Source organism: Pseudomonas sp. R1-6, from assembly GCF_051132115.1.
In the GTDB taxonomy this organism is placed as follows: domain Bacteria; phylum Pseudomonadota; class Gammaproteobacteria; order Pseudomonadales; family Pseudomonadaceae; genus Aquipseudomonas.
Genome location: NZ_CP071662.1, coordinates 1,535,829 through 1,558,654 on the forward strand (window position 1 = coordinate 1,535,829; position 22,826 = coordinate 1,558,654).

Annotated in this window: 15 protein-coding genes and 2 pseudogenes; 9 read left to right on the forward strand and 8 right to left on the reverse strand. The window is 57.9% G+C overall.

All coding sequences use genetic code 11. The annotated features are described in order from the left end of the window. Positions 1–22 precede the first annotated feature (22 nt). The 4 genes from J3P81_RS07250 (at position 23) to J3P81_RS07265 (ending at position 11,441) form a co-directional block, all read left to right on the forward strand. Positions 23–652 (forward strand): filamentous hemagglutinin N-terminal domain-containing protein, encoded by a 630-nt coding sequence (locus tag J3P81_RS07250; protein WP_434562907.1) that lies wholly within the window; start codon positions 23–25, stop codon positions 650–652. Continuing rightward, positions 540–10,622: a hemagglutinin repeat-containing protein gene (locus J3P81_RS07255; protein WP_434562909.1), complete on the forward strand. Its 10,083-nt coding sequence runs from the start codon at positions 540–542 to the stop codon at positions 10,620–10,622. Before J3P81_RS07250 ends, J3P81_RS07255 begins: the two co-directional genes overlap by 113 nt. Beyond that, positions 10,603–10,872 carry a hypothetical protein gene (locus tag J3P81_RS07260; protein ID WP_434562911.1) on the forward strand — a complete coding sequence of 90 codons (270 nt, stop codon included), beginning with the start codon at positions 10,603–10,605 and terminating at the stop codon, positions 10,870–10,872. Before J3P81_RS07255 ends, J3P81_RS07260 begins: the two co-directional genes overlap by 20 nt. Before the next feature lie 137 nt (positions 10,873–11,009). Further along, positions 11,010–11,441 (forward strand): hypothetical protein, encoded by a 432-nt coding sequence (locus tag J3P81_RS07265; protein WP_434562913.1) that lies wholly within the window; start codon positions 11,010–11,012, stop codon positions 11,439–11,441. A 65-nt stretch (positions 11,442–11,506) separates the two neighbouring features. Here J3P81_RS07265 and J3P81_RS07270 read toward each other — a convergent pair. Beyond that, positions 11,507–11,749: pseudogene (locus J3P81_RS07270) on the reverse strand (IS4 family transposase); the annotation flags it as partial. Positions 11,750–11,789: 40 nt separating this feature from the next. Next, entirely contained in the window at positions 11,790–12,983 is a 1,194-nt protein-coding gene (locus J3P81_RS07275; protein WP_434562915.1) for an IS4 family transposase, read from the reverse strand. 263 nt (positions 12,984–13,246) lie between these two features. On the opposite strand from J3P81_RS07275, the gene imm45 reads away from it, so the two are divergent. Further along, a complete protein-coding gene (gene imm45 / locus J3P81_RS07280) occupies positions 13,247–13,585 on the forward strand; it encodes an Imm45 family immunity protein (RefSeq protein ID WP_420766645.1) in 339 nt (112 codons plus the stop codon). A gap of 196 nt (positions 13,586–13,781) precedes the next feature. On the opposite strand, the gene J3P81_RS07285 is transcribed toward imm45, so the two are convergent. Then, on the reverse strand, positions 13,782–14,054 hold the full coding sequence (locus J3P81_RS07285; RefSeq protein ID WP_420766644.1) for a hypothetical protein: 273 nt from the start codon (positions 14,052–14,054) through the stop codon (positions 13,782–13,784). A 680-nt stretch (positions 14,055–14,734) separates the two neighbouring features. Here J3P81_RS07285 and J3P81_RS07290 point away from each other — a divergent pair. Beyond that, positions 14,735–15,015 (forward strand): annotated as a pseudogene (locus J3P81_RS07290) (HigA family addiction module antitoxin). Positions 15,016–15,114: 99 nt separating this feature from the next. On the opposite strand, the gene J3P81_RS07295 reads toward J3P81_RS07290, so the two are convergent. Further along, positions 15,115–15,846, reverse strand: coding sequence for a DUF899 domain-containing protein (locus J3P81_RS07295; RefSeq protein ID WP_434562917.1), 732 nt, complete (start codon positions 15,844–15,846; stop codon positions 15,115–15,117). Between the two features lie 188 nt (positions 15,847–16,034). On the opposite strand from J3P81_RS07295, the gene J3P81_RS07300 reads away from it, so the two are divergent. Then, complete coding sequence (locus tag J3P81_RS07300) at positions 16,035–16,427, forward strand: hypothetical protein (protein ID WP_030141150.1); 393 nt, start codon at positions 16,035–16,037, stop codon at positions 16,425–16,427. Positions 16,428–16,563: 136 nt separating this feature from the next. Here J3P81_RS07300 and J3P81_RS07305 read toward each other — a convergent pair whose 3' ends face one another. The 3 genes from J3P81_RS07305 to J3P81_RS07315 form a co-directional block, all read right to left on the reverse strand. Continuing rightward, the gene (locus J3P81_RS07305; RefSeq protein ID WP_434562919.1) at positions 16,564–17,430 is read right to left on the reverse strand and encodes a DUF6279 family lipoprotein; all 867 of its coding nucleotides are present in this window, start codon (positions 17,428–17,430) and stop codon (positions 16,564–16,566) included. An 81-nt stretch (positions 17,431–17,511) separates the two neighbouring features. Next, positions 17,512–18,222 carry a TorF family putative porin gene (locus tag J3P81_RS07310; protein WP_434562921.1) on the reverse strand — a complete coding sequence of 237 codons (711 nt, stop codon included), beginning with the start codon at positions 18,220–18,222 and terminating at the stop codon, positions 17,512–17,514. 198 nt (positions 18,223–18,420) lie between these two features. Continuing rightward, entirely contained in the window at positions 18,421–18,609 is a 189-nt protein-coding gene (locus J3P81_RS07315) for a hypothetical protein (RefSeq protein WP_018607615.1), read from the reverse strand. A gap of 329 nt (positions 18,610–18,938) precedes the next feature. Here J3P81_RS07315 and J3P81_RS07320 point away from each other — a divergent pair, with 329 nt between their 5' ends. Together J3P81_RS07320 and J3P81_RS07325 are read left to right on the forward strand one after the other, a co-directional pair. Beyond that, positions 18,939–19,775, forward strand: coding sequence for a CvfB family protein (locus J3P81_RS07320; RefSeq protein ID WP_434562923.1), 837 nt, complete (start codon positions 18,939–18,941; stop codon positions 19,773–19,775). 406 nt (positions 19,776–20,181) lie between these two features. After that, entirely contained in the window at positions 20,182–21,636 is a 1,455-nt protein-coding gene (locus tag J3P81_RS07325; protein WP_434562925.1) for an NCS1 family nucleobase:cation symporter-1, read from the forward strand. Here J3P81_RS07325 and J3P81_RS07330 read toward each other — a convergent pair whose 3' ends face one another. Then, positions 21,637–22,809, reverse strand: a complete 1,173-nt coding sequence (locus tag J3P81_RS07330; RefSeq protein ID WP_434562927.1) for an MFS transporter — start codon at positions 22,807–22,809, stop codon at positions 21,637–21,639. Positions 22,810–22,826 lie beyond the last annotated feature (17 nt).

Genomic DNA, 22,826 nt, shown 5'->3' on the forward strand with positions numbered 1-22,826 from the left:
TCAGCTGCAACGAGACCCGATCATGGACGACCGCCATTACGCCTTCCTGACCCGCCAACCTTCTGCTGTGGTGGAGAGCCGTGAGCGGTTTCTCGGCATGCCCAAGCGCGGCTTGGCGTTCCTGCTGGCCAACGTCATGTTCTGGCAACCGCTGTGGGCCCAGGCCGACGGCATCGTGGTCAGCGCGCCCGGCACCGGCTTGGACCGGGCGGGCAACGGCGTGCCCATCGTCAACATCGCCAAGCCCAATGGCAGCGGCCTGTCACACAATAAATTCAAGGATTACAACGTTGGCGGCAACGGCGTGATCCTCAACAACGCCACGTCCCGCACCCAATCCACGCAGCTGGGCGGAATCATCCTCGGCAACCCGAATCTCAACGGCACGGCCGCCACGACCATCCTCAACGAAGTCAACGGCGGCAATCCCAGCCAACTGCGCGGCTACACCGAAGTGGCGGGGCAATCGGCCCACGTCATCGTTGCCAACCCCTACGGCATCACCTGCAACGGCTGCGGCTTCCATCAACAGCCCAAAAGTGACCTTAAGCACCGGCAAACCGGTGGTGGAAAACGGTCGGTTGGATCGCTACCAGGTGGACCAGGGCAGCGTCGCCATCGAAGGCGCGGGCCTCAATGCCAGCAACGTTGATCACTTCGAAATCATCACTCGCAGCGCCAGGATCAATGCCGAAATTCAGGCCAAGAACCTGACGATTGTCGCCGGTCGTAACGACGTCGACGCTGACACCTTGAGCGCTACCGCCCGCGCCGATGACGGCAGCGCCAAACCGGAACTGGCGATCGACTCATCGGCGCTGGGTGGGATGTACGCTGGTGCCATCAAGCTGGTCGGCACCGAGGCCGGGGTTGGGGTGAAGCTGGACGGCAAGCTGATTGCCAGTGGCGGGGATATCCAGCTCGATGCCAATGGGCATTTGAGCATGGTCGATACCTCGGCCAGCGGGGCGGTTAACGTCAAGGCTACGAGTCTTGATGCGAAGGGACCGGTTTACGCCGGTACGACGTTGAATGCGCAGGCTCAAGGGGATTTGGTCAACCGGCAAACGTTGGCGGCGCGCGATGGGATTGTTTTGAATGCCGGTGGGCAGTTGAGCAACAACGGCATTATTGAAGCCGGGGTGAATGGGGATAACACGCGGAATGCTTCGGGGGATGTGAGTGTTACGGCTAATACACTCGATAACCACGGCAAGAGCATTGTTGCCAGCCGTAACCTGACGGCGAATGTTGCGCAAACGCTGAACAACCAGGGCGGCACCCTCAGCGCCGGACAAACCACCACGGTAAAAGCCGGGACGCTGGACAACCAGAACAAGGGCCGGGTGCTGAGCAACGGCGCGCTGAGCGTTACCGCTGACAAAGTGCTCAATACCCAAGGCGTGGTGAGCAGCAACGATAGCCTGACGGTTAATGTCGGGGAGTTGAATAACCACGACGGTGAAGTGTCCAGTGCCGCCACCCTTGAAGTTACCGGCACCGCCCTCGACAACAGCAACGGCCTGCTCAGCGCCAAAGGCGCCACCCGTGTGACCACGGGTACATTCGACAATACCGCCGGCGGTTATCTGGTCAGCGGCGACACCCTTGATCTCACCGCCACCCAGGTCAACAACGGCGCCGCCAGCCGCATCGCCAGCGACAAGGCGCTGACCGCCAGCATCACCGGCCTGGATCAGCAGGGCGGCGAACTGTTCAGCAAAACAGCCTTGACCCTGGACCTCAACAACGGCCATTTGAACAACCTCAAGGGCGTGATCAACGCGCCGCTCCTGGTGTTGAAAAACCTCAAGGACGTGGACAACCGTGGCGGCGAGATTTCCAGTGCCCAGGCGTTCACGCTGGCGGCCCGCAACCTCGATAACCGCGACGGCAAGTTGATCAGCAACCAGGCGCTGACCCTGCGTATCGACCAGGCGCTCAATAACATCAAGGGGCTGGTTTCCGCCCAATCCATCGACGCCCACAGCGCCAGCCTGGACAACACCGATGGCCTGATCAGCAGCCGTGGCGTCCTGGTCATGACCGTGGACGGTCAACTGATCAATCGGGACGCCGCGATCATTGCCGACGGTGACCTGCACATCGAGGCCACCCACCTCAACAACGGCGCCGGCCAGGTCGCCGGCAAAACCAACGTCACGGCCACTTTCGACAGTGTGAACAATCAGGGCGGCCAGATGATCGCCCTCGGCGGATTGACGCTGACCGGCGCCTCGCTGGACAACCGCACGGCAGGGCTGGTCGGGGCGACCGACACGCTGACGCTGAACGTCGGTTCGATCGACAACCGTGGCGGCGAACTGTCTGGCCACGGCGATGTTGCTTTGACCGGCGACGCGCTGGACAACAGCGACGGCGGTCAAGTCATCGCCAACGGCGCATTGGCCCTGACGGTGCAGGACGTGCTCAACCGCACCAAGGGCCTGCTCTCCGGCAAGACCGGCCTGACCTTGACCGGCGAGACGCTGGATAACAGCGGCGGCTCGCTGCTGACCCAAAAGAACCTCACCGCGCACCTCGACGGCGACCTGAACAACGCCAAGGGCGCCTTGAGCGCCGAAGGGGCGCTCGACGTTACCGCCGCCAGCCTCATCAACACCCTGGGCAGCGTTTCCAGTGCTGGGGCACTGGCGCTCACGCTTGATAACGCCGTGCTGAACCAGGGCGGCGGCATCGTCACCGATGCCGGTCTCACCCTCAAAAGCGCAAGCCTGGACAACCGCAACCAAGGCAGCATCAGCGCCAAGCAAGCGGTCACTATTGAAACCGGCGCGTTCGACAACAGCCAGGCCGGACGCCTGAGCAGCGGCGCCAACCTCGAACTCACCACGAAACAGTTGACCAACCAGGACGGCGGCCGCATTGCCAGCAGCGGCGCGCTGACCGCCAGCGTCACCGGCCTCGAGCAGCAGGGCGGCCAACTCTTCAGCGACACGTCGCTGAGTCTTGATCTGAACCAAGGGCAACTGAACAACCAGAACGGCTTGATCAACGCCCCCTTGCTGATGCTGAAAAACCTCAAGGGCGTCAACAACGCTGGGGGTGAAATCTCCAGCGTCCAGGCGTTCACCCTGGCCGCGCAAAACCTGATCAACGACAACGCCAAGTTGCTGAGCAACCAGGCGATGACCCTGCGCATCGACAACGCCCTGACCAACCTCAAGGGCCTGATCGCCGCCGCCGTGCTGGATGTCGAGGCCGCCAGCCTGGACAACAGCGGCGGCACCCTGACCAGCCGCGCCAACCTCGACCTGAAACTCACCGGTCCGTTGGTCAACCAGAACCAGGGCCTGATCAACGCCACTGACGCCTTGACCATCAGCACCCGCGACTTGAACAACCAGCAAGGTTCGTTGCTGGGCAGCGCCATCGCCATCGACTTCGGTGCCGCCACTGGCGATCTGAACAACGGCGCCGGCCTTATCACCACCGCCGGTGTACTCAGCCTCAAGAACCTGCGGGACCTTGACAACCAGGGCGGCGAAATCTCCAGTAGCCAGAACCTCGACCTGACGGCTCGCGATCTCAATAGCAGCGCCGGCAAACTCATCAGCAACGGTTTGCTGACCGTGAAGGCCCGCGACGTAACCAACCAGGGCGGTCTGATGTCGGGCTTCAAAGGCCTCGACCTGAGCGCCGCGAGCCTGGACAACCGCAACGCCGGCACGCTGTCGAGCCGCGACGAAGACGTCAGCGTGACCTTGAGCGGTGCACTGCTCAACAGTGCTGACGGCGCATTGGCCGGCAAGAAAAAACTCACCGTCACCGCGGCCAGCATCGACAACCGCGGCGGGATTCTGTCCAGCGGCGCCGACCAGACCTTGACCGTCACCGGTGGTTTGCTGAACAACGCCCAAGGTGGCTTGATCGACAGCGCCGCGACCCTGGTCATGAACGCCATGACCCTGGGCAACGCGGACGGCACCGTCAACGCGCAACAAGCGTTGACCTTCACCGGCACCACCCTGGACAACACCGGCGGCACGCTGATCGGCAATGCCGCCGTGACCCTGGACCTGCTCGGCGCCCTGACCAACACCAACGGCAAGCTTGCCAGCACCGGGCCGCTGCGGGTCGAGCGCGCCACGCAGCTCGACAACCAGGGCGGCCAGATTGCCAGCCAAAGCCTGCTTACCTTGCTCATCGGCGGCCTGGACAACCGCAATCGCGGCACTGTCGCGGCCAATGACGCACTCGTCCTGGCCACCGCCGGCGCGGTTCAGAACAGCGCCGACGGCCTCATCTACAGTCAGAACGGTGCCGTGCAAATCGACGCCGACAGCCTCGTCAACGGCAAGGGCACCGTACAAAGCCAGGGCAACCTGACCCTGGTCGTCGACCAAGACATCGACAACCAGAGCGGCCGCATCCAGGCCAAGACCGGTGAGCTGAGCGTTGAAGCGCGCAACCTCGACAACCGCGGCGGCGTGCTCGCCAGCCTGCAAGGCCTGCTGAAAACCGACCTGACCGGCGTGCTGAGAAACGGCTACGACCTGAACAACAACCGCCAGGGCGGTATCACCCAGGCCCAGCGCCTGAACCTTATCGCATTGGGTGGCCTGGACAACTACGGCGGACGCATCTCGGCCCAAACCGGCGACGTCGTCATCACCACCGGTAACTTCGACAACCGCAACGGTGGCCTCTACGCCAAAGGCAAAGTCAACGTTACGGCCAACGATTTTGACAACAGCGGCGACAACGACGGCCAGATCGCCGGCAGCCAGATCGACTTGAACCTGACCGGCGCCTTGAACAACCGACTGGGCATCATCGAGAGCGATAGCACCTTGTCGGTCAAGGCTAGGAGCCTGGACAACCAGACCGGAAAAATCCGTGCGTTGGGTACCGGCGGCAAAACCAACTTCCAGATCGGTGGTTTGTTCGATAACCGCAGTGGTGTGCTGGAAAGCGCCAATACCGATTTGAGCTTGGGTGTGGGCGACTTGCTTAATGCCGATGGCAGCGTCCTGCACATCGGCATCGGCACCTTTGGTGTCGCCACCGACAATGTCGTCAATGCCGGCGGTAGCTTCGTTACGCACGGAGCCATGACACTCAACGCTGACAGCTGGACCAACACCAGCGTACTCCAAGCCGGCACCCTGAACGTCAATGTCAACAATTTCACCCAGACCGCGACGGGACAATTGCTGGCGACAACGGCCTTTGTGGGCAGCGGAGGTAACTGGCGCAACGACGGACTGCTGGCCAGTGACGGCACATTGGTGCTGACGCTTGGCGGGACATACTCCGGTAGCGGTCGAATGACCAGTCTCGGCAACCTGACCGCTGACGCCGGGCAGTTGGAGTTGGCTGACGCCGCAAGCATCGCGGGCGGCGCGACAACCGTTATCAAAGTTGGCGGGCAATTGACCAACTACGGGCAGTTGTCATCAGCCAATGATTTAAGCGTGACGGCCGCCGGCGTCAGCAACTATGGGGCTATAGCGGCCTCTAGAGATCTAACGGTTACAACCCAGGCCCTGCTTAACGCCCAAGCACCGGATGGCGGTCGTGGGTTCTTGTTCAGCGGGCGGAACATGGAGCTGCGGACGGCGTCCTTTACCAACCGTTACGCCGACGTCTACAGTCTGGGCAATCTGCTGGTCAGCGGAGCCACAGCAGGCACTTCGGCTCAAAACGTGCTCAATAGCTCCGCCAGCATTGAAGCTGGAGGGGATATCACCCTGGCCGCGGACAACATCGTCAACCAGCGCGACAAGTTCAGCATGGCGCAGCAGGTCACCGGCGGCTATATGACCATCCGGTGTGTCCAACATTGCGACGGTCCGGATACCCCGCGAGTGCGTGGCCCGGTGTTTATCTACAACACCGTAGAAAGCGTTGTCAGCGAGGACTCGCCAACCGCGACGCTGCTGGCCGGACGCAACCTGACCGTCAACAGCACAGATTTCCTGAACCAATACAGTGTGGTGTCGGCGGCCAACGACCTGTCCATCACCAGTACCAACATCACCAACAAGGCTGCGCTTTCGGCTTCCGGAACATCCGGCCATGAAGTAGGCGCGGGCACTTGGATCACCGGTGAGTATTTCTATCGACTCATTGATGAGGTCAAGGACTACAACAGGAAACACCCGCGCTCCGGACCGTTCGATCCCGTGGCATTCAACGAACTGGTCGGCAAGTTCGATCCCTCTCTGTTTTACGGCATCAACAGGCCGGTTGCTGTCCAGGCCGATGGGGCATCGGTCGCAGCGGCCATCATTCAAGCCGGTGGCACTGCGAAGCTCACCGCATCCAACGACATCAGCAGCCTGGTCGTCCTGAACACTTCTTCCAGCGTGACGGGCCGCTCCGCCAACACAAGTGTCTACAGCGCGACCCACCCCTCGGTTGTGTTGCTTAACCGTCAGTTACCGGCCGACCTGTCTCAACAGCAAGTCAACCCGGTGAGCCTGCCTGGGTTCAGCTTGCCGACTGGGCAAAATGGCCTGTTTCGCCTGAGCGGGCAGGGTGGCGGTACCTCGGCTGCCAGCGCACCGCAGAACTGGTCTTTGGGTAGCGCAAGCCTGAGCCCGGCCCAGCGCCAGCAAGCGCTGCCTGTAGGTCAAGTGCGGGATCTTGCGCTGGGCAACGTTACGCCACCGTCTGCTAGCAACATGGACCCCATCCATGCCGACACGGCGGGCGGACGAACGACCGACCTCACCGTTAACCGTGTCCAAGGCTTGCCCACGCGCACCGTGACGGCCAGCCCGCACAAATACCTGATCGAAACCAATCCGCTGCTCACTGACCTCAAGCAGTTCATGAGTTCGGATTACCTGCTGGAGAACCTCGGCTACGACCCGGACGAAAGCGCCAAACGCCTGGGTGATGGTTTTTATGAACAGAAGCTGATCCAGGAAGCCGTGATCGCTCGCACCGGCCAGCGCTTCATCGACGGACAAACCTCCAACGAGGACATGTTCAAGTACCTGATGAACAACGCCATCGCCAGCAAAACAGAGCTTGATCTGGCTGTGGGTGTCAGCCTCACCTCCGAACAAGTCGCGGCCCTGACCCACGACATCGTCTGGATGGAAAGTGCCGAGGTGAATGGCGAGCAAGTCCTGGTGCCGGTGTTGTACCTGGCCAACGCCAACAACCGCCTCTCGCCGAATGGGGCGTTGATTGAGGGCAACAACCTCAACCTGGTCGCCGGCAAGAACCTGGCTAACGTAGGTACGCTGAAGGCGACCAGTAACCTGTCAGCTTCGGCGGGGGAGAATCTGGTCAACAGCGGCTTGGTGCAAGCAGGTGAGCGTCTCGACCTTTTGGCCGGCAACCATCTCGTCAACAGGGCGGGTGGCATCATCACCGGTCGGGATGTCTCTGCCACGGCGTTGATGGGGGATGTGGTCAACGAGCGCACGGTGACGTCATCGCAAATTGCCTACGGCCAGGTCCAGGATCGCAACGATTTCGCCGACAGCGCGGCGCGCATCGAAGCCGCCAATGACCTGAGCCTCTCGGCGGGCGGCAGCCTCAACAACATCGGCGGTGCCCTGCAAAGTGGGCGCGACATCCGCTTGAATGCCGGAAACGACGTCAACCTCGTCGCTGCGCAGACCGTCGACAACCTGATCCGCGACGTCAACCGCAACAGCAGCACCATCACCCAGTACGGCGCCAGCGTCAGCGCCGGGCGAGATGTATCGGCTACGGCCGGCCGGGACCTCAATGTCGTTGCCAGCCAGATCGACGCCAAGCGCGACGTCGACATGGCCGCGACCGAGAACGTCAACATCAGCTCGGCGGCGGATGAACAGCACTTTCTGTACAAGAGCAAGAAGCTGACGATCCAGGAAGACCATGTCCAGCAGGTCAAGGCTGAAATTACCGCCGGTGGAAACGTCGCCATGGACGCCGGCAAGAACCTGACGATGGTGTCGAGCCGGATCGCGGCGGGTGACGAGGCTTATCTGGTGGCGGGGGGCAAGCTGGGGTTGCTGGCGGCACAAGACAGCGATTATTCGCTGTATGACGAGAAGAAAAAGGGGAGTTGGGGGAGCAAGAAGACTCAGCGTGATGAAGTGACTGATGTGAAGAACATTGGGAGTGAGATCACGACGGGGGGCGATCTGGTCATCAAGAGCGGGGATGACCAGCGATATCAGGTGGCGAAGCTTGAAAGTGGCAAGGACATCACGCTGGACAGTGGCGGTTCGATTACCTTCGAAGCCGTGAAGGATTTGCATAAAGAGGACCACGCAAAAAGCAAAAGCAGCATGGCCTGGAGCTCGATGTCGGGCAAAGGCAATACCGACGAAACACTGCGCCAGACGCAGATGGTTGCTGCCGGTGCCATTGCGATCAAAGCTGTCGATGGGTTGAACATCGACATCAAGCAGGTCAATCAAGAAAGCGTCCATCAATCGATCAAAGCCATGGTCGATGCGGACCCGCAACTGGCGTGGTTGGCCGAAGCCGAGAAACGCGGCGATGTGGATTGGCGCAAGGTCAAGGAAGTCCACGACTCTTATAAATACAGCCACTCCGGCATGGGGCCGGCTGTGCAGATGATCATCGCGATTCTGGTGGTCTATTTCACCGCAGGTGCTGCCAGTGGCTTGATTGGTAGCATGGCAGGTGCCACCGCAGGTTCGGGGACCGCCATGGCAGCCGGAACAGTGGCCGGATCGACAGTCGTCGGTGGCACAGTGGCCACTTCAACTGTGGCCGCCGGTTGGGCGAACGTGGCGCTCACGGCTATCGCAACGGGTGCTGCGAGCAACGCCACGGTCAGCTTTATCAATAACGGTGGAAATCTGGGGGCCGTATTCAAGGACGTCACTTCTTCGGATGCCTTGCGCGGTTATGTCGTGTCTGGGGTAACGGCGGGATTGACGGCCGGAATCTTCGACAAGATGACCAATACCACCACATCGGTGGAAGGAGCCTTGCCAAACGCGGGCAAAGTTGTTGCCCAAGGTGGTTTATCGAGTTTGGAAGGCATCGGTCGGTTCGGCGCCAACCAACTGTTGCAGAACGGTACCTCAACCTTGTTGGACCGGGCGCTGGGTGGTGACAGTCAGTTCGATAATGCCCTGCGTTCCAGTCTGGCGAACACCTTTGCTGCGGCGGGGTTCAACCTCGTGGGGGATCTCGGTAAAGGGTTCGATTTAAAAGAAGGCGGTATAGCTAAGATCGGTTTACACGCAGTAATGGGTGGTTTAGCAGCTGAGGTGGCTGGAGGTGATTTCAAGACTGGCGCATTGGCTGCCGGCTTGAACGAGGCTCTGGTTGATACTCTGGCCGAGCAGTACGACGGAATGCAACCCGAGCAGAAGCAAAAGCTTCTGGTGATGAACTCTCAACTGATCGGGGTGCTCGCGGCGGCGGCAAGCGGAGGCAATGCGGCAGACTTGAAAACCGGTTCATGGGCTGCGCAGAACAGTACGCAATACAACCGTCAACTGCACCCGGATGAAATCGAATTTGCCAGCGATAAAGAGCGCGTAAAACGATACGCGGCGCAGAATGGCTTAACCGAAGAAAAAGCACAGCAGGAACTGCTACGCACCGCCGCTGCCATGGTGGACCGTGGTTGGGACAGCGTGCTGACGGAGGGCAAGACTGCCAGGGCAGCGGATTATCTTCGAGTGGAGTTGAATCAGTACAAGAATGACACCTTGTTCAAGGTGTCATTGGCCGATTACAACAATGAGCGCGTTGGCTTGGTCGAGTTGTTCAAAGACAAGACCTCACTCGAAAAAATGCTAAAGAATGTTGCATTGGTTGATCCGCTGGACTACCGGACCGATGCACGCTACATGCGTGAAGTGCTTGATGCCAAGGGGCGAGGTAGCCAGGAAGGTTTTGCCTTGGCAGTGGAAGGTATGGCAAGCGGTCCGTCAAAGGCGGCGCTTTGGGCAATGGGAGCGGCCAACTGCCCTAGCTGTGCTGCGGCTGATGTGCAGGAGGCTTGGAATTCGGTATTGCAGATTCCAGAGGAGCTTCGCCTGAAGGGCTATCTTGACAATCTGCATATCATGCAGGGCAACGGCGCTAGGGTTGTACAGTCGAATGAGGCGTCCAGTACTGCGATAGGTATTGGTATAGGGGTTGTGCTTGAAGGTGGGCTTACCACCGGGAAATCGCCTAGCCCCGTGCTTGTCGATGAAAAAGGAGGACTGGCGAGAATTGAGCCACCCATCCCCAAAGTCGATGTCACAGACGATTTTATGATGAGCGTGTCCAAAGATGGAGGGGTCGAACTAAAGTATGGCAATCCTGATGGTGTAGCAGGATTAGTCGTGAACGTAAACAAGGAAGGAGTGCTGGGGTTTGATATTCGTGCAGCACACAATCACCCTTTGTACGATGCATCAGGCACTGACATGTTTGCCAGCGCAATGCAACGTCTCGGCAATGAGGGTATCCAGGTCAATCAAATCCGTGGGGCTTGGGTGGCTGGTACTGACAGCGTTAACACTGCTCAATATCTCGAAAATATTGCTCATGGAATGTCAAAAGAAAACGCTGCCTTGAATACTTGGACAGGCCAAATATCCCAAAGATACGGATACGGAAAGGTCGATAAAATTGAAACCATTGGAGACATTACCTATGTCACCTTCAAAAAATAGACATTTGTTAGCGCAATTACTGGAAGGCAAGTTGCCAAGCACGGTGCTGAACATGATGCTGGAGGTCGATCCCCATTTAGATAAATATGCTTTGGCAAATATTTTTTTAGAAGAATATGATCGTTTGGATAGCAAAATCCTTCCAGTAATATGGCACTGGAAGAGCTCAAAGTCGATTAGAGGTATGTCTGATCGGCAGTTTGACGAGACGGTTTTGCTGTTGATGAGGGCTGCGGGTTACATGGTGTAAGTCAGCAGAAAAAAGGGGACAGATTTATTTTCTGAGCCTGTGATGATGGGGGCGATCCGGACCTGGTTGATCGCGTGGGAGGTAAACGCCGATGGGAAAATAAATCTATCCCCTTTTTTTGGGGGGGGAGCGGAATAATGGAAATGGATGATGAGTTTTTGGAAGTCAATGATTTAGATTGGTTTGCTTCTTATAAAGATGGGTTTCTTGCGCATTTTACGACTGGAGGAAAGGGGGGCGTTCCGCAGTCAATAAAAGAGTCCCTTTCTAAATATGAGTTGATATATGAGTATTTTGATTCGTTAAAAGAGTGCTTTGAGGTTGAGGTGGTCGAAGAGAATCTACCAGTGTTCAGCTCCGAAGCTCAACGGAATAGATACTTGCAGTCGTTTGTTTCTATGGCGAAAAAAGGGCTGTACAGTCATGATTTTAGTGGGGGAGAGTACAAGTTGGTCGCCAAACCCAAATGTGGTAAAAAGGGATCTGAGCTGCCCGCAGAAATTTTAAATATTATTTGCATGCTGTCAGTGGGCTCCAGTGAGGGTGTGAATAGTATTAGCGATTTTTGATGTTTGTGAGCAGCAGAACCGGGGACACCAGAACCGGGGACAGACCCTGAGGGATCCCCACAAATCTACTCCAGGCTCTGCGCCTGATAATGCACCTCGTCACGCAGGGCCTGCTCGAGCTTTTCTAAATGCTCTCGTCCGCCAAAGTCCGTGCAGCAACGCCAATACTCCAGCCCCAAGCGCCACAGCGAAAGCACCCGTCTATCTTTTAGGCTGTTGCTTTAATAACGCTGTTCCAATTTGCTTTCACGGGCCTGTAGCCCTGTCAGGAAGATGAGGTAGTTGGCCAGAGCCGCAATCAACAGCAGGGGCAGAACCGGGGACAGACCCTGAGGGATCCCCACAAATCTACTCCAAGCTCTGCGCCTGATAACGCACCTCGTCACGCAGGGCCTGCTCGAGCTTTTCTAAATGCTCTCGTCCGCCAAAGTCCGTGCAGCAACGCCAATACTCCAGCCCCAAGCGCCACAACGAAAGCACCCGTCTATCTTTTAGACTGTTGCTTTGATAACGCTGTTCCAATTTGCTTTCACGTGCCTGTAGCCCTGTCAGAAAGATGAGGTAGTTGGCCAGAGCCGCAATCAACAGCAGCGCCTCAATGCGCCGAGGGCAATGACTTCTATGCAGGTTCAGCCCCAACCCCAAGTGCTCACTTTTTACATCCCGGAAGCCTTCTTCGATCTGCATGCGCCTTTTATAAATCACGACGATTTTCGCCGGATTCCACTCACTGTGCTCCAGATTGCTCGCCAGCAACCAGGGTTCACGTTCACGTCTGGCGGACTGACGACTGAGCTTACTTTTGGCGATTGAACCTGTGACTCGTTGATGCTTTCGGCCTTTGGCCGAGTGCCGGACACAATACAAGTCGATGAAATGGGGAGCGCTACGGGTCATCTCGACATGGCCCAACGATCTGGGTGATGAAGTGGCCAGAGCATATAGGCTTTTCACGGGTTGCCAGTCAGCGCCACCAGTGCGATAAAGCTCACGATTTCGTATGCGAGCTACGTAATACCAGCCCTGTGCTGCCACCGCCTTCATCCATGGACGCCGAAAACCCGCGTCAGTTACCAAGATGGGAATACAGCCGTCAGGCAGTAGTTCAGCCAGTGTGTTGAGCAATCGTTTTTGGTATCTCGGGCAACTCTCACGCTCATGCACACTTTCATAAATGGGAAATGAGCGTCCGGCCAACGGAATCGCTGCTCTCAACAAGAACGCGTCTCCTGGGGCGTCAATTCGAGACCAGTCGACCAAAATCAATGGATGTTTTAGCGAGCCCAGCAACGCTCGTAACATCACCCAGTAGAACAGTGGGCGCTCTGCTCTGAGGTGCTGATTACCCAGCAATCGATCTACTCGCTTGATGGCATGTTTGGGGTAAGCCCGGCCTGGCATCGACCGCCCTAGTCCTGTCAGCGTCAGACGACGGCCTTGCAGCAATGAACTAACACAACTCATCAACGTAGTCAGACGACGGGAATGGACAGAGGGAAGTGCTTGAGCGAGCGCTCTGTGTAAAAATCGGATGGCCTGCATGGGTTCGGGATCTTGTTTTTGCGTGGTGCAAACCAAGTTGCCGACTCATGCAGGTCTCTTCAATATTCCAACTTCTTGATTTTCCATAAGAAAATTCGGGGATCCCTCAGGGTCTGTCCCCGTTTTTCCGTCCCCGTTTTTCCTGGCAGGTTGGAGCAGGTGCACGGCAAAACAGGAAAACACATTGGCGAATATTATTTTGATTTGGTTGCTGTTCCTAATTCAAAGGACACATCTGGTGGGCATGATTTGAGGGTTAAATAATGAAAGGTATCAAATTAGTCGATAGTCTGGCTCCAGCGATAACTCGTGGGCAGATATTCCGACTCCCTGCTAAATGGCCGTATGAGGAGATCGTAGATTTCATGGTCGTTGATATTCCGGACGACCAGTACGGGCATTCTATTGCCGTTGCGTCCGGTAATAAGGCGGGGCTTTTGGTGGTGCGCCTACCTCTTGAAAGTCGTTTTTCAGATACCCGAGAGATTTCAAGGGAATGGCTGATTAAGAACTGGGCCAAATGGATCTATCCCGATTGCCCTGTTGAGAAGGTTTATTTATTTAAGCAAGCAGCGATTCCGTCTAATTTTGTAGGTCGTTAAGTGTTGGCTTGTCCTTAAAAGGATGTCTAGTCCTGAAATAGGTTTACAGCCGTTTCAGGACCAGACAATACAAACCTTAAATGAGAGCACAGATGGAGCTAAGCAGAACCGGGGACAGACTACGTTATCTGTGTCCCTGGTTTTCTTTAGCTTTCCGCACATGTGAAAACGGCGACCCAAAGGTCGCCCGTTTTCGTCACTCAGCAGCTTGCGCCCGCAACCGTCTCCCAATTACATCCAGCACGTCACACCCATCACGCAACGCTATCGTCAGCATTTTGCAAAAGTCCGAAAGCACAACCGTATCGGAGCTGATATCCGAACGAAACGCGATGTTTTCCAGCAGTTGGGTCACGGTGCGGATGCGGTAGTCGGCGGTTTCGAAGAGGACGTCGAGTGGGGCTTCGGTGTCGATGAGCAGGGTGGCGGGCGTGCAGTCGACGCCAGTGATGGGCATGAATCTAGTCATAGCAAGAGCCTCGGAAGTTGATGAGTCTCTCTGTTTATTCGGGTCGCCAAACCCGGTCGCCTTTTTGGGCGACGAGGGACTATAAGCTGGTCCACTCCGGAGCCACAAGACGCCGCTTTCTGAGCTTTATGTAGGACGTTTGGCCTGGCATTTGTCGGCTTAAAGCAAGCGACTGCTGCGCAGTCGAGCGGGAGCAAGCTCCCTCGCCACGGGGCGGTGCTCGGCTAGATTGTGCTTATCCGCATCAGTGGCCGCAGGGCTTGGCCTCTTAGCGTCCGTTGGGATGCGGATAAGTCCTCGTTTCTTCCATTTACGAGCTGTTTTGTCATCTGTCCGTTTGTAGGAAGTTTCAACCTTCGAGCGGGATCCTTCGTACTTCTATACGGGACGCGTCTGATTTCAGAAGGACGGTTTCGACAGTAGTCTCTTTGGTCAAAGGTGCGCCGCGTCGAACCATTGGTCTGATCAGTATGTGGTTGGCGTGGTGGGCTACACCGAACGGCGAGGCGATGAGGTCTGCATGTCTCCACCCGATAGCTACTAAATAGAAGGCATACGTTATGTCGGAAACATCGAAAACCGATTGGGAGCGCCTGCTCAAGATGAACGACTCGGACATCGATACCAGCGATATACCTCCGCTAGACGAGGACTTCTTCCACCGCGCCGAGCTGATTAACATGCACAACCCTCCCCATCCCGGGGTGTTCATTACTGAGACTTATCTAGAGCCCAACGGCATCAGCAGCCGTGAGCTGGCAGTAAAACTCGATGTAGCCCCCTCGGCACTGAACGGTGTCTTGAAGGGCACTAGCCCCGTGTCGCCCGAAATGGCGATGCGGCTGTCTGTAGTATTTGGCCGCTCGCCGGAGAGTTGGCTGGCGATGCAGGATGCTTACGATCTCTGGGTGGCTCGTCAGCACATTGATTTGTTGTAGTTAAGAAGCTCGCTTTCGCCTGAGCCATCCTGTTGGTGCCCGCTGACACAGAAGGCGACCGCTGCGCAGTCGAGCGGGAGCAAGCTCCCTCGCCACGTCGCTCGACTGGGCGGGCTGACGTATCAGCTGTGGCAGCAACCCTGGGGCCTGGCCTCTTCGTACTTATCATGATGCCGCACCCAATCCATGATCTCGTCTTCATTGCGGCCCTTGGGCGTGAGGTCGAGGTAGTTGTAGGTGCCGACGAGGATGTCGAGGCCGCGGGCGTAGGTGGAGTAGGTGTGGAAGATGTCGCCGGCTTCGTTGCGATAGAAGACACTCAGGCCTGGGAGTTCGCCTTCGGTGGTGTCGGTTTTTTCGTAGTTGTAGGTGGCCTTTCCGGCGGCGGTGTCTTCGGTTTTGAGGCTGACGCCGAAGTCATAGTTGAAGTCGCAGCCTTGCGACGAGACCCAGTCGAAGGCCCAGCCCATGCGGCGCTTGAACGGTTGGAATTCGGCAAAAGGTGCACGGGAGACGGCGACCACGGCTACGTCGTGGTGGGCCAGGTGTTGGTTGGCGCCGTCGATGTGGTCGGACAGGAACGAGCAGCCCTGGCAGCCTTCGGTCCAGCCGGGGCCGAACATGAAGTGGTAGATGATCAGTTGGCTGCGGCCGCCGAACAGGTCCGCGAGGCTCAGTTCGCCGTGGGGACCTTGGAAGCGGTAGGGTTTGTCGATTTTTACCCAGGGCAGGGCGCGGCGTTCGGCGCTGAGTTTGTCTCGTTCACGGGTGAAGGCTTTTTCATGGGCCAGGTGTTCGCGGCGGGCGGCGAGCCATTCTTCATGCGAGACGACCTGATGGTGCTCGATGTTCATGGGGCTTCTCCTCAGGGATGGATTTACCGACGATTGCAACGGTTAGTCGTTTGGCTGGTGGCGGATTCGACAAACCGTTGGTCGGCTTGTGGATAAGGGCGGTCGAAAACCCGGCTGAACGGCGCTGAACCGCTTCGGTCACACGTTAGGTAGGCATCTCTCTCTTAAGCTTTAGAGGATGGACCAGGATGACGACTTATAACTGGGACTTGATCGAACGGTTGCTCCACGAAGTGCAGAACGGCGCCGGCCACAGTTTTACCCCTCGGCCTTATGCAGAGCAGCACGCGGCGGAAAAAGCGGCACAGGGCGAGGAAATCGAGAACCTCGATCATCTGAAAGCGGTTGCCGGGGAGTACGAAAAGCTGCTGTTGGAGCGTGGGTATATCGAGCCTCGGCCGGAGGAAGAGGGCGGCAATGGCGAAAACTTCGTGCTGACGCCTCGCGGCTCGCGGTTGTTGAGCCTGATCGACAGCAGCATTCCGGGCAATGATCATCCGCGTCAGGTGCTGGATGAACAGGAAGATGCGCTGGATGAGTTTACCTTTGATGATTTGGCTTCGAAGGCGCAGATTGCCTGAAAGGCTGGCACTGAACCGTGTGGGAGCGAGCTTGCTCGCGATGGCGATTAAACAGGCAAAACACCTGTTGAATGTCAGGCGCTATCGCGAGCAAGCTCGCTCCCACATTGGATCTTCCACATGGATCACAGTGGTTTTACGAGCGTGCTGCCTTCAAGCATTTCAGATCACTGAAATCCTTCTTTACGCCGTCGATTTTCTGCAATAGCCGTTCACGCTGCGCCGGGGTGCTGTCGGCCATCAGGTCCACCAACAGGCTGCGGGCCTGGGCTTCGGTTTTGTTGTAGGCCTCGCGATAAGCGGGCGTCCACAGGCTCTCGCGGTTTACCAGCAGTTGCTCGATGCGTTTCGGGAAGTCGGGGCTGTGGCGTTGGGCGACGGCCTCGCTGAACTGGTTTTGCCAGTGGGCGCGGTTGGCGATCCATTGCTGGTTTTGATCGCCAAGAGCGGTAGACCAAGCCATCACACGCTGGCGCTGGGCGTCGTTGAGCGGGCCGATCCAGTCATTGAGCCGTTTCTCCATGCGCTCGGCACGTTCCTGGATTTGCTGCTGCAACGTCGGCTTGAGGTATTCGCGCTGACGCTTTTGTTGATCCTTGACGAACGCGGCGTCCATGTCGGCGACTTGTTCGTCGCTCAGGCCTTGCAGCAGTTCGATGGCTGACGGGGTGATTGCCCGGGCGGTTTCGGCGATGGCGGCCTTGGCTTCGCGGGTGCGTTGCTGCAGGGCTTCGTCGGTTACCGCGTTGGTTTGCACCATGGTCTTCAGGCGGTCCAGCCAATCGAGGTAGCCCGGCAGTTGCGTGGTGCAGTGCCAGCTCAGGTGTTCCTTGAGGCGATCGTCGAACCAGTCCTTTTGCTCGCCGTTGATCTCCAGGTAATCGTTGAGGGTCCAGGGAATGATCAGGTCGAGGTTGCGGTAGGCCAGGCCGACACGGCTGCAAGCGGTAATTGTCAGCAGCAGGGCGATGAACATGGCGGTGCGTGTTAACCAGCGCGACATGAGCGGGTCCTTGCGAAGGCGGAGGTGATTTGTTTGAGCATGGCAGGCGCGTGGCAGTTCAGCCGAACGAATAAGTAACGCTTAGTAAAAAGGATGGGCCATCTTCAGGGTCAGCAGGCTGTCGCATTCGCTGTTGTGCCCGGAATAGGCCGAGCAATTGCTGCCGCTGAGGCTTGAGTCGCTGTAGATCAGGTCCAGGTCGATGCCTTTCCAGGGACGGGATATTTTCAACGACCAGTCGCTGAAACTGCCTACGTAACCATTCTCCACCGAGACCGGGGTATTGAGCTGGTGGGTGGTGTACTTGGCGCTGATGCCGATGCCGAAGGGCACGTTGCCACCGAGGTCGGCGAACAGGGTGCTGTTCTGTTTGTCCGGGTCGTTGCTCAAGGCAGCACCGAAGCGGCTACCTAGAATGGTCAGGCCGCCATAGAATTCCTGGCTGTCGACGGTATCGACGGTGGGGTAGCTGTAATGGATCAGGCCGACTTCGTAACCCAAGGTCTGGTCGAAGGGCTGTTTGAAACCCATGTAGGAATCGACTTCCAGGTCAGCGGAGAAACCGGCGCTGGGTGACCATTGTCCGACGTACCAGCCGCTGTCATGGCTCAGGTCCAGGCCGCCATGGAACGAGCCGGTGCTCGACGGCGTGACGAGGCCCTGTGCCATGCTGCGGCTGGGTGTGGTGCCGAGTTTAAGGTCGAAGTCACCGAGCTCACGCTGAAACACCTGCCCATAAGAAGCAGGGCAAGCGAGCAGACTGAACGTCAGCAGGACAACAGCAATGCGCAAATGCTTCACTCCATGAATAGCGAGGAGCAGGGAACCGTAACCAAGCTGAAACGCTTGAGCTAGAGAGGTGCAAGCATACCGGCGAATGCCCGAGCGAGATGGCCGTTCGTCGATTTTTGCGGGGAAGGGGGCTGAGAGAGGGGTTCCAGTCCAAGCGCTTCGAGATTCAAAGCGCTTTGGGACCAGGTGACGCGGGGATTACTTCTTGCCCAGGCTGATCTGCTTGGACGGGCCGAATGTCTGGCCGCTGACACCTTTGGCAATCTGCTGGATTTCACCGCCGGACTTGAGGAACGCAGCGATCTGGTCGTTGATCGACTCGCTGGTTTCAACGGCTGGAGCTGGCTTTGCTTTGCTGTTGGATGCTTTTACGCGCATGACGGCCATTAACCTATGGATAATTAATTGGGCCAGGCATCGTACAGGAAATACTTGACAATTGCTTGGCAAATATCCCCCTGAATTATTTGCAGTAGGGCTGGAATATCGACCGACTCATGCCTGTGTATTGACCTAAGCCACTGTTTTAAATAACAACCCGCCTTGAAATTACAAACGTAAGCGGGGCGATTCAAACCCAGTGTCTTCTGACGAATGGCCGCCTGCGGGCCAAAAAGCCAGAAAAATCAAGGGGCGCACGCCGATCGATGCTGGCGGCGACGAATCGCACGCCAAAACCGGGTAGAATGCCGCCCACGTAACGAGGGTATTTGGAAATGGCTTTAGTCGGGCGCTACAACAGTTTGCAAGTGGTTAAACATACTAACTTCGGTTTATATCTGGACGGCGGTGCGGACGGTGAAATCCTGCTGCCCAACCGTTATATCCCCAAGGATATTCCCAGCGAAGATGAAGACTGGCTCAATGTTTTCATTTATCTGGACAGCGACGACAAACTGATCGCTACGACAGAAAAACCAAAAGTCCAGGTGGGCGAATTCGCCAGTCTGAAAGTGGTTGAAGTCAACAGCATCGGCGTGTTCCTGGACTGGGGCCTGCCCAAGGATTTGCTGTTGCCGTATTCCGAAGAGAAACGCCAGCTGACCGCCGGCGAGTATTGCGTGGTCCATGTCTATCTGGACAAGCACACCCGCCGCATCACCGCGACGGCACGCCTGGATCGTTATCTGGACAAGACCCCGGCCAACTACACGCCTGGTCAGGAAGTGGATTTGCTGGTCGCCGAAGCCACCGACATGGGCTTCAAGGCAATCATCAATAACAAGCACTGGGGCTTGATCCACAAGAACGAAATCTTCAAGTTCATGCGCGCCGGCAAACAGGAAAAGGGCTTTATTAAGGAAGTCCGTCCGGACGGCAAGATCAGCCTGAGCTTGCAGCCGGTGGGCCAGGAAGCGGCGACCAGCCTCAACGCCAAGATTCTTACCAAGTTGCGTGAGAACAACGGCACGCTCGCGGTGAGCGACAAGAGCGATCCTGCGCTGATCACCAGTATGTTTGGTGTGAGCAAGGGCAACTTCAAGAAAGCCATTGGTGCGCTGTACAAGAATGGCCAGATTATCATTCATGCTGATCGTATTGAGCTGACTTGATCGTTAGGCCGAGCAAACCACCGTTGGCTAGGTCATCCTGTGGCGAGGGGATTTATCCCCGCTGGGCTGCGAAGCAGCCCTGATTCGAACGCCTCGGTGTACCTGCCAGATTGAGTGGTTATTTTTGGGGCTGCTCCGCAGCCCAGCGGGGATAAATCCCCTCGCCACAGATCTTCGCTGTATACAAAAATCCTTGCACCTTAACCATGCACCCGCGCCCCGTTCGTGGGCGTTCTGTTGTGTTCGTTCGGTTTTTACCTGCGCTGAGAAGCGCGGTTTGTCTCGTATCCACCAGCCATGGCACGCATTCTGCGTAGGAACCCGTATACAAACCACGCCGGCTCCCGTGCGCAGTGTGGTGGACAATCAAACGCGGGAGCACGGCGGCCACCCAAGGAGCCCCGCAATGTCCGAGCAATTGCCCAACGGCTACAGCCCCCGCCTCTATAACGAAGACCTGGGCCCGCTGCCGCAGAAATGGAATTGGTACAACATCTTCGCGTTCTGGATGAGTGATGTGCACAGCGTCGGCGGTTATGTGTTTGCTGCCAGCCTGTTCGCCTTGGGCCTGGCGAGTTGGCAGGTGCTGATTGCCTTGCTCGGCGGGATTTGTATCGTGCAGTTGATTGCCAACCTGGTCGCCAAACCGAGCCAACAGGCGGCGGTGCCTTATCCGGTCATTTGCAGGCTGGCGTTCGGCGTGTTCGGGGCGAACATCCCGGCGGTCATTCGTGGGCTGATCGCCGTGGCTTGGTATGGGATCCAGACGTACCTGGCGTCCAGCGCTCTGATCATCGTGGTCCTGCGGTTCTTTCCTTCGATGGAAGTCTACGCGACGCCACATTTTGCAGGTTTGTCCTACCTCGGCTGGTTCGGTTTCCTTGGGCTGTGGTTTGTCCAGGCGCTGGTGTTCTGGACGGGCATGGAGTCGATCCGTCGCTTCATCGACTGGGCCGGGCCGGTGGTGTATGCCGTGATGTTCCTGCTGGCCGGCTGGATCGTCTGGAAGGCCGGCTGGAGTAACATCAGTTTTACCTTGGCGGAAAAATCGCTGTCCGGCTGGCAGGCATTCGGCCAGGTGATCGTGGCAACGGCCCTGGTTGTGTCGTACTTTTCCGGCCCAACCTTGAATTTCGGTGATTTCAGCCGGTACTGCCGGAGCATGTCTGACGTGCGTCGCGGTAATTTCTGGGGGCTGCCGGTGAATTTCCTGGCCTTCTCCCTGGTGACCGTGGTGATCGTTTCCGGGACGTTGCCAGTGTTCGGCGAGATGCTCCACGACCCGATCGCCACCGTGGCACGCATCGACAACGACGTGGCCGTCTTGCTGGGAGCCTTTGCGTTCGTCACCGCGACCATTGGCATCAACATCGTCGCCAACTTCGTGTCCCCGGCTTTTGATTTCGCCAACGTCGCGCCGAGCAAGATCAGCTGGCGCGCCGGCGGCATGATCGCGGCTGTGGCATCGATTTTCATCACGCCTTGGAACCTGTTCAATAACCCTGAAGTGATCCACTACACCCTGGACGTGCTCGCGGCGTTTATTGGCCCGCTTTTCGGGATCCTGCTGGTGGATTACTACCTGATCAAGAAGCAGCAGATCGACGTTGATTCACTATTCAATGACGGCCCGACCGGGCGCTATTACTACAGCGGAGGCATTAACTGGACAGCAGTCAAAGCGTTGATCCCGGCGACGCTGATGGGCGTGGCGATCACTTTCACGCCGCTCCTCCAGCCAATGGCCAACTTTGCTTGGTTCACCGGTTGCTTCCTTGGAGGCGTGTTGTATTTCGCTTTGGCCCGACGCCAACCCTTCCTACACCTGAACCCGTCGTTAAACCCGGTCGGCCCGGCTTGATCAGCGCAGGGCGGTCTGGGCGCAAGGTTTCACCGCGCTCGCATTGGTGGGCCGCAGCAACAGGCCGCCCGCCAGCACCAGGCCGCTGCCGGCAACGATCAATGCCGGTTGCAAGCCGCCGCTGAAGTGACTGCTCAGTGCCGCCAACAGGGGGCCGCTGAGTTGGCCGACGGCGAAGCATGCGGTCAACAAACCGATGTTGCGCTGGGTGGCATGGGGCGCCAGTTCCCGGGCGCGCATCACCATCAATTGCATGCAGGCCAGAAACGGGGCGCCACACAGGATCACGCCCAGCGCCAGGCCTGTGCCACTGCCCAGCATGCAGGCAAACACGCCCGCGGCTTGCAGCCATAAAGTGGCCATCAACCACCGGGCAGTGGTGTCCGGGTTCGGCCGCCGCAGACTCACCAACAGCACGCCCGTGGCGGCCGCCAGGCCGAAACAAGGCCAGAACAGATCCGCCTGCCATTGCCCGTGGAACTGCGCCGAAGCCATCTGCGACAGGAACGTCGCCGGTATGATGTAGCCCACGCCATACAAGGCGTAGACCACGCAAAGCCGGGCGATGCCGCGATTGCTGGATGCAACGACGGATGCTGCTGGGGCGGCTGCCGACGTGGGTTTCGGCAGGGCCGGCAGGATCACCAGCAACATCAACAGTGCCGCGCCGGCATATACCAGCCACAAGACATCGGAGGTCTGGCCCAGCAGGTTCGAGCCAAGGGCCAACAAGCCTGTCAGAAAGATCCCCAGCCCCGGTCCGGCGAATACCAGTGCACCAAGGCGTGGCCGTCCTGCCGCCGCAGCCAAGGGTTGGCTGAGGGCGGTGATCATCACCATCACCCAAGCGCTCGCCACGCCTGTGCCGAAGCGCAGCGCCAAGTGCGGCCAGAAGCCCCAGGCCCAGAACGACGCCAGCGTCAGCAGCACGCACAACCACAGGCCGCCCAATAAACGCCGCTGTACCTGCTCGGCGCGACGGGCAAACATGGCGTCCAGCGCCCCGAGGAAATAACCCAGGTAGTTGGCGGCGGCGATCAGACCGGCGGCGGTCAAGTCCACCTGGCCTTCGCCGATCAAATGAGGTAACTGCGGTGTAAGGGCGAAGCGGCCGATGCCCATGGCCATCATCAGGGCTATGAAACTGGCGAGCAGGCGAATCAAGGGCGACATGGTCGTACTCCAGCGCT

What these genes read in the sequence shown, in the direction of transcription:
- J3P81_RS07250 (WP_434562907.1), top strand. Translation starts at nt 23, where the DNA reads ATGGACGACCGCCATTACGCCTTCCTGACCCGCCAACCTTCTGCTGTG.
- J3P81_RS07260 (WP_434562911.1), top strand. Translation starts at nt 10,603, where the DNA reads ATGTCACCTTCAAAAAATAGACATTTGTTAGCGCAATTACTGGAAGGC.
- J3P81_RS07265 (WP_434562913.1), top strand. Translation starts at nt 11,010, where the DNA reads ATGGAAATGGATGATGAGTTTTTGGAAGTCAATGATTTAGATTGGTTT.
- J3P81_RS07275 (WP_434562915.1), bottom strand. Translation starts at nt 12,983, where the DNA reads ATGCAGGCCATCCGATTTTTACACAGAGCGCTCGCTCAAGCACTTCCC.
- imm45 (WP_420766645.1), top strand. Translation starts at nt 13,247, where the DNA reads ATGAAAGGTATCAAATTAGTCGATAGTCTGGCTCCAGCGATAACTCGT.
- J3P81_RS07285 (WP_420766644.1), bottom strand. Translation starts at nt 14,054, where the DNA reads ATGACTAGATTCATGCCCATCACTGGCGTCGACTGCACGCCCGCCACC.
- J3P81_RS07295 (WP_434562917.1), bottom strand. Translation starts at nt 15,846, where the DNA reads ATGAACATCGAGCACCATCAGGTCGTCTCGCATGAAGAATGGCTCGCC.
- J3P81_RS07300 (WP_030141150.1), top strand. Translation starts at nt 16,035, where the DNA reads ATGACGACTTATAACTGGGACTTGATCGAACGGTTGCTCCACGAAGTG.
- J3P81_RS07305 (WP_434562919.1), bottom strand. Translation starts at nt 17,430, where the DNA reads ATGTCGCGCTGGTTAACACGCACCGCCATGTTCATCGCCCTGCTGCTG.
- J3P81_RS07315 (WP_018607615.1), bottom strand. Translation starts at nt 18,609, where the DNA reads ATGGCCGTCATGCGCGTAAAAGCATCCAACAGCAAAGCAAAGCCAGCT.
- J3P81_RS07320 (WP_434562923.1), top strand. Translation starts at nt 18,939, where the DNA reads ATGGCTTTAGTCGGGCGCTACAACAGTTTGCAAGTGGTTAAACATACT.
- J3P81_RS07325 (WP_434562925.1), top strand. Translation starts at nt 20,182, where the DNA reads ATGTCCGAGCAATTGCCCAACGGCTACAGCCCCCGCCTCTATAACGAA.
- J3P81_RS07330 (WP_434562927.1), bottom strand. Translation starts at nt 22,809, where the DNA reads ATGTCGCCCTTGATTCGCCTGCTCGCCAGTTTCATAGCCCTGATGATG.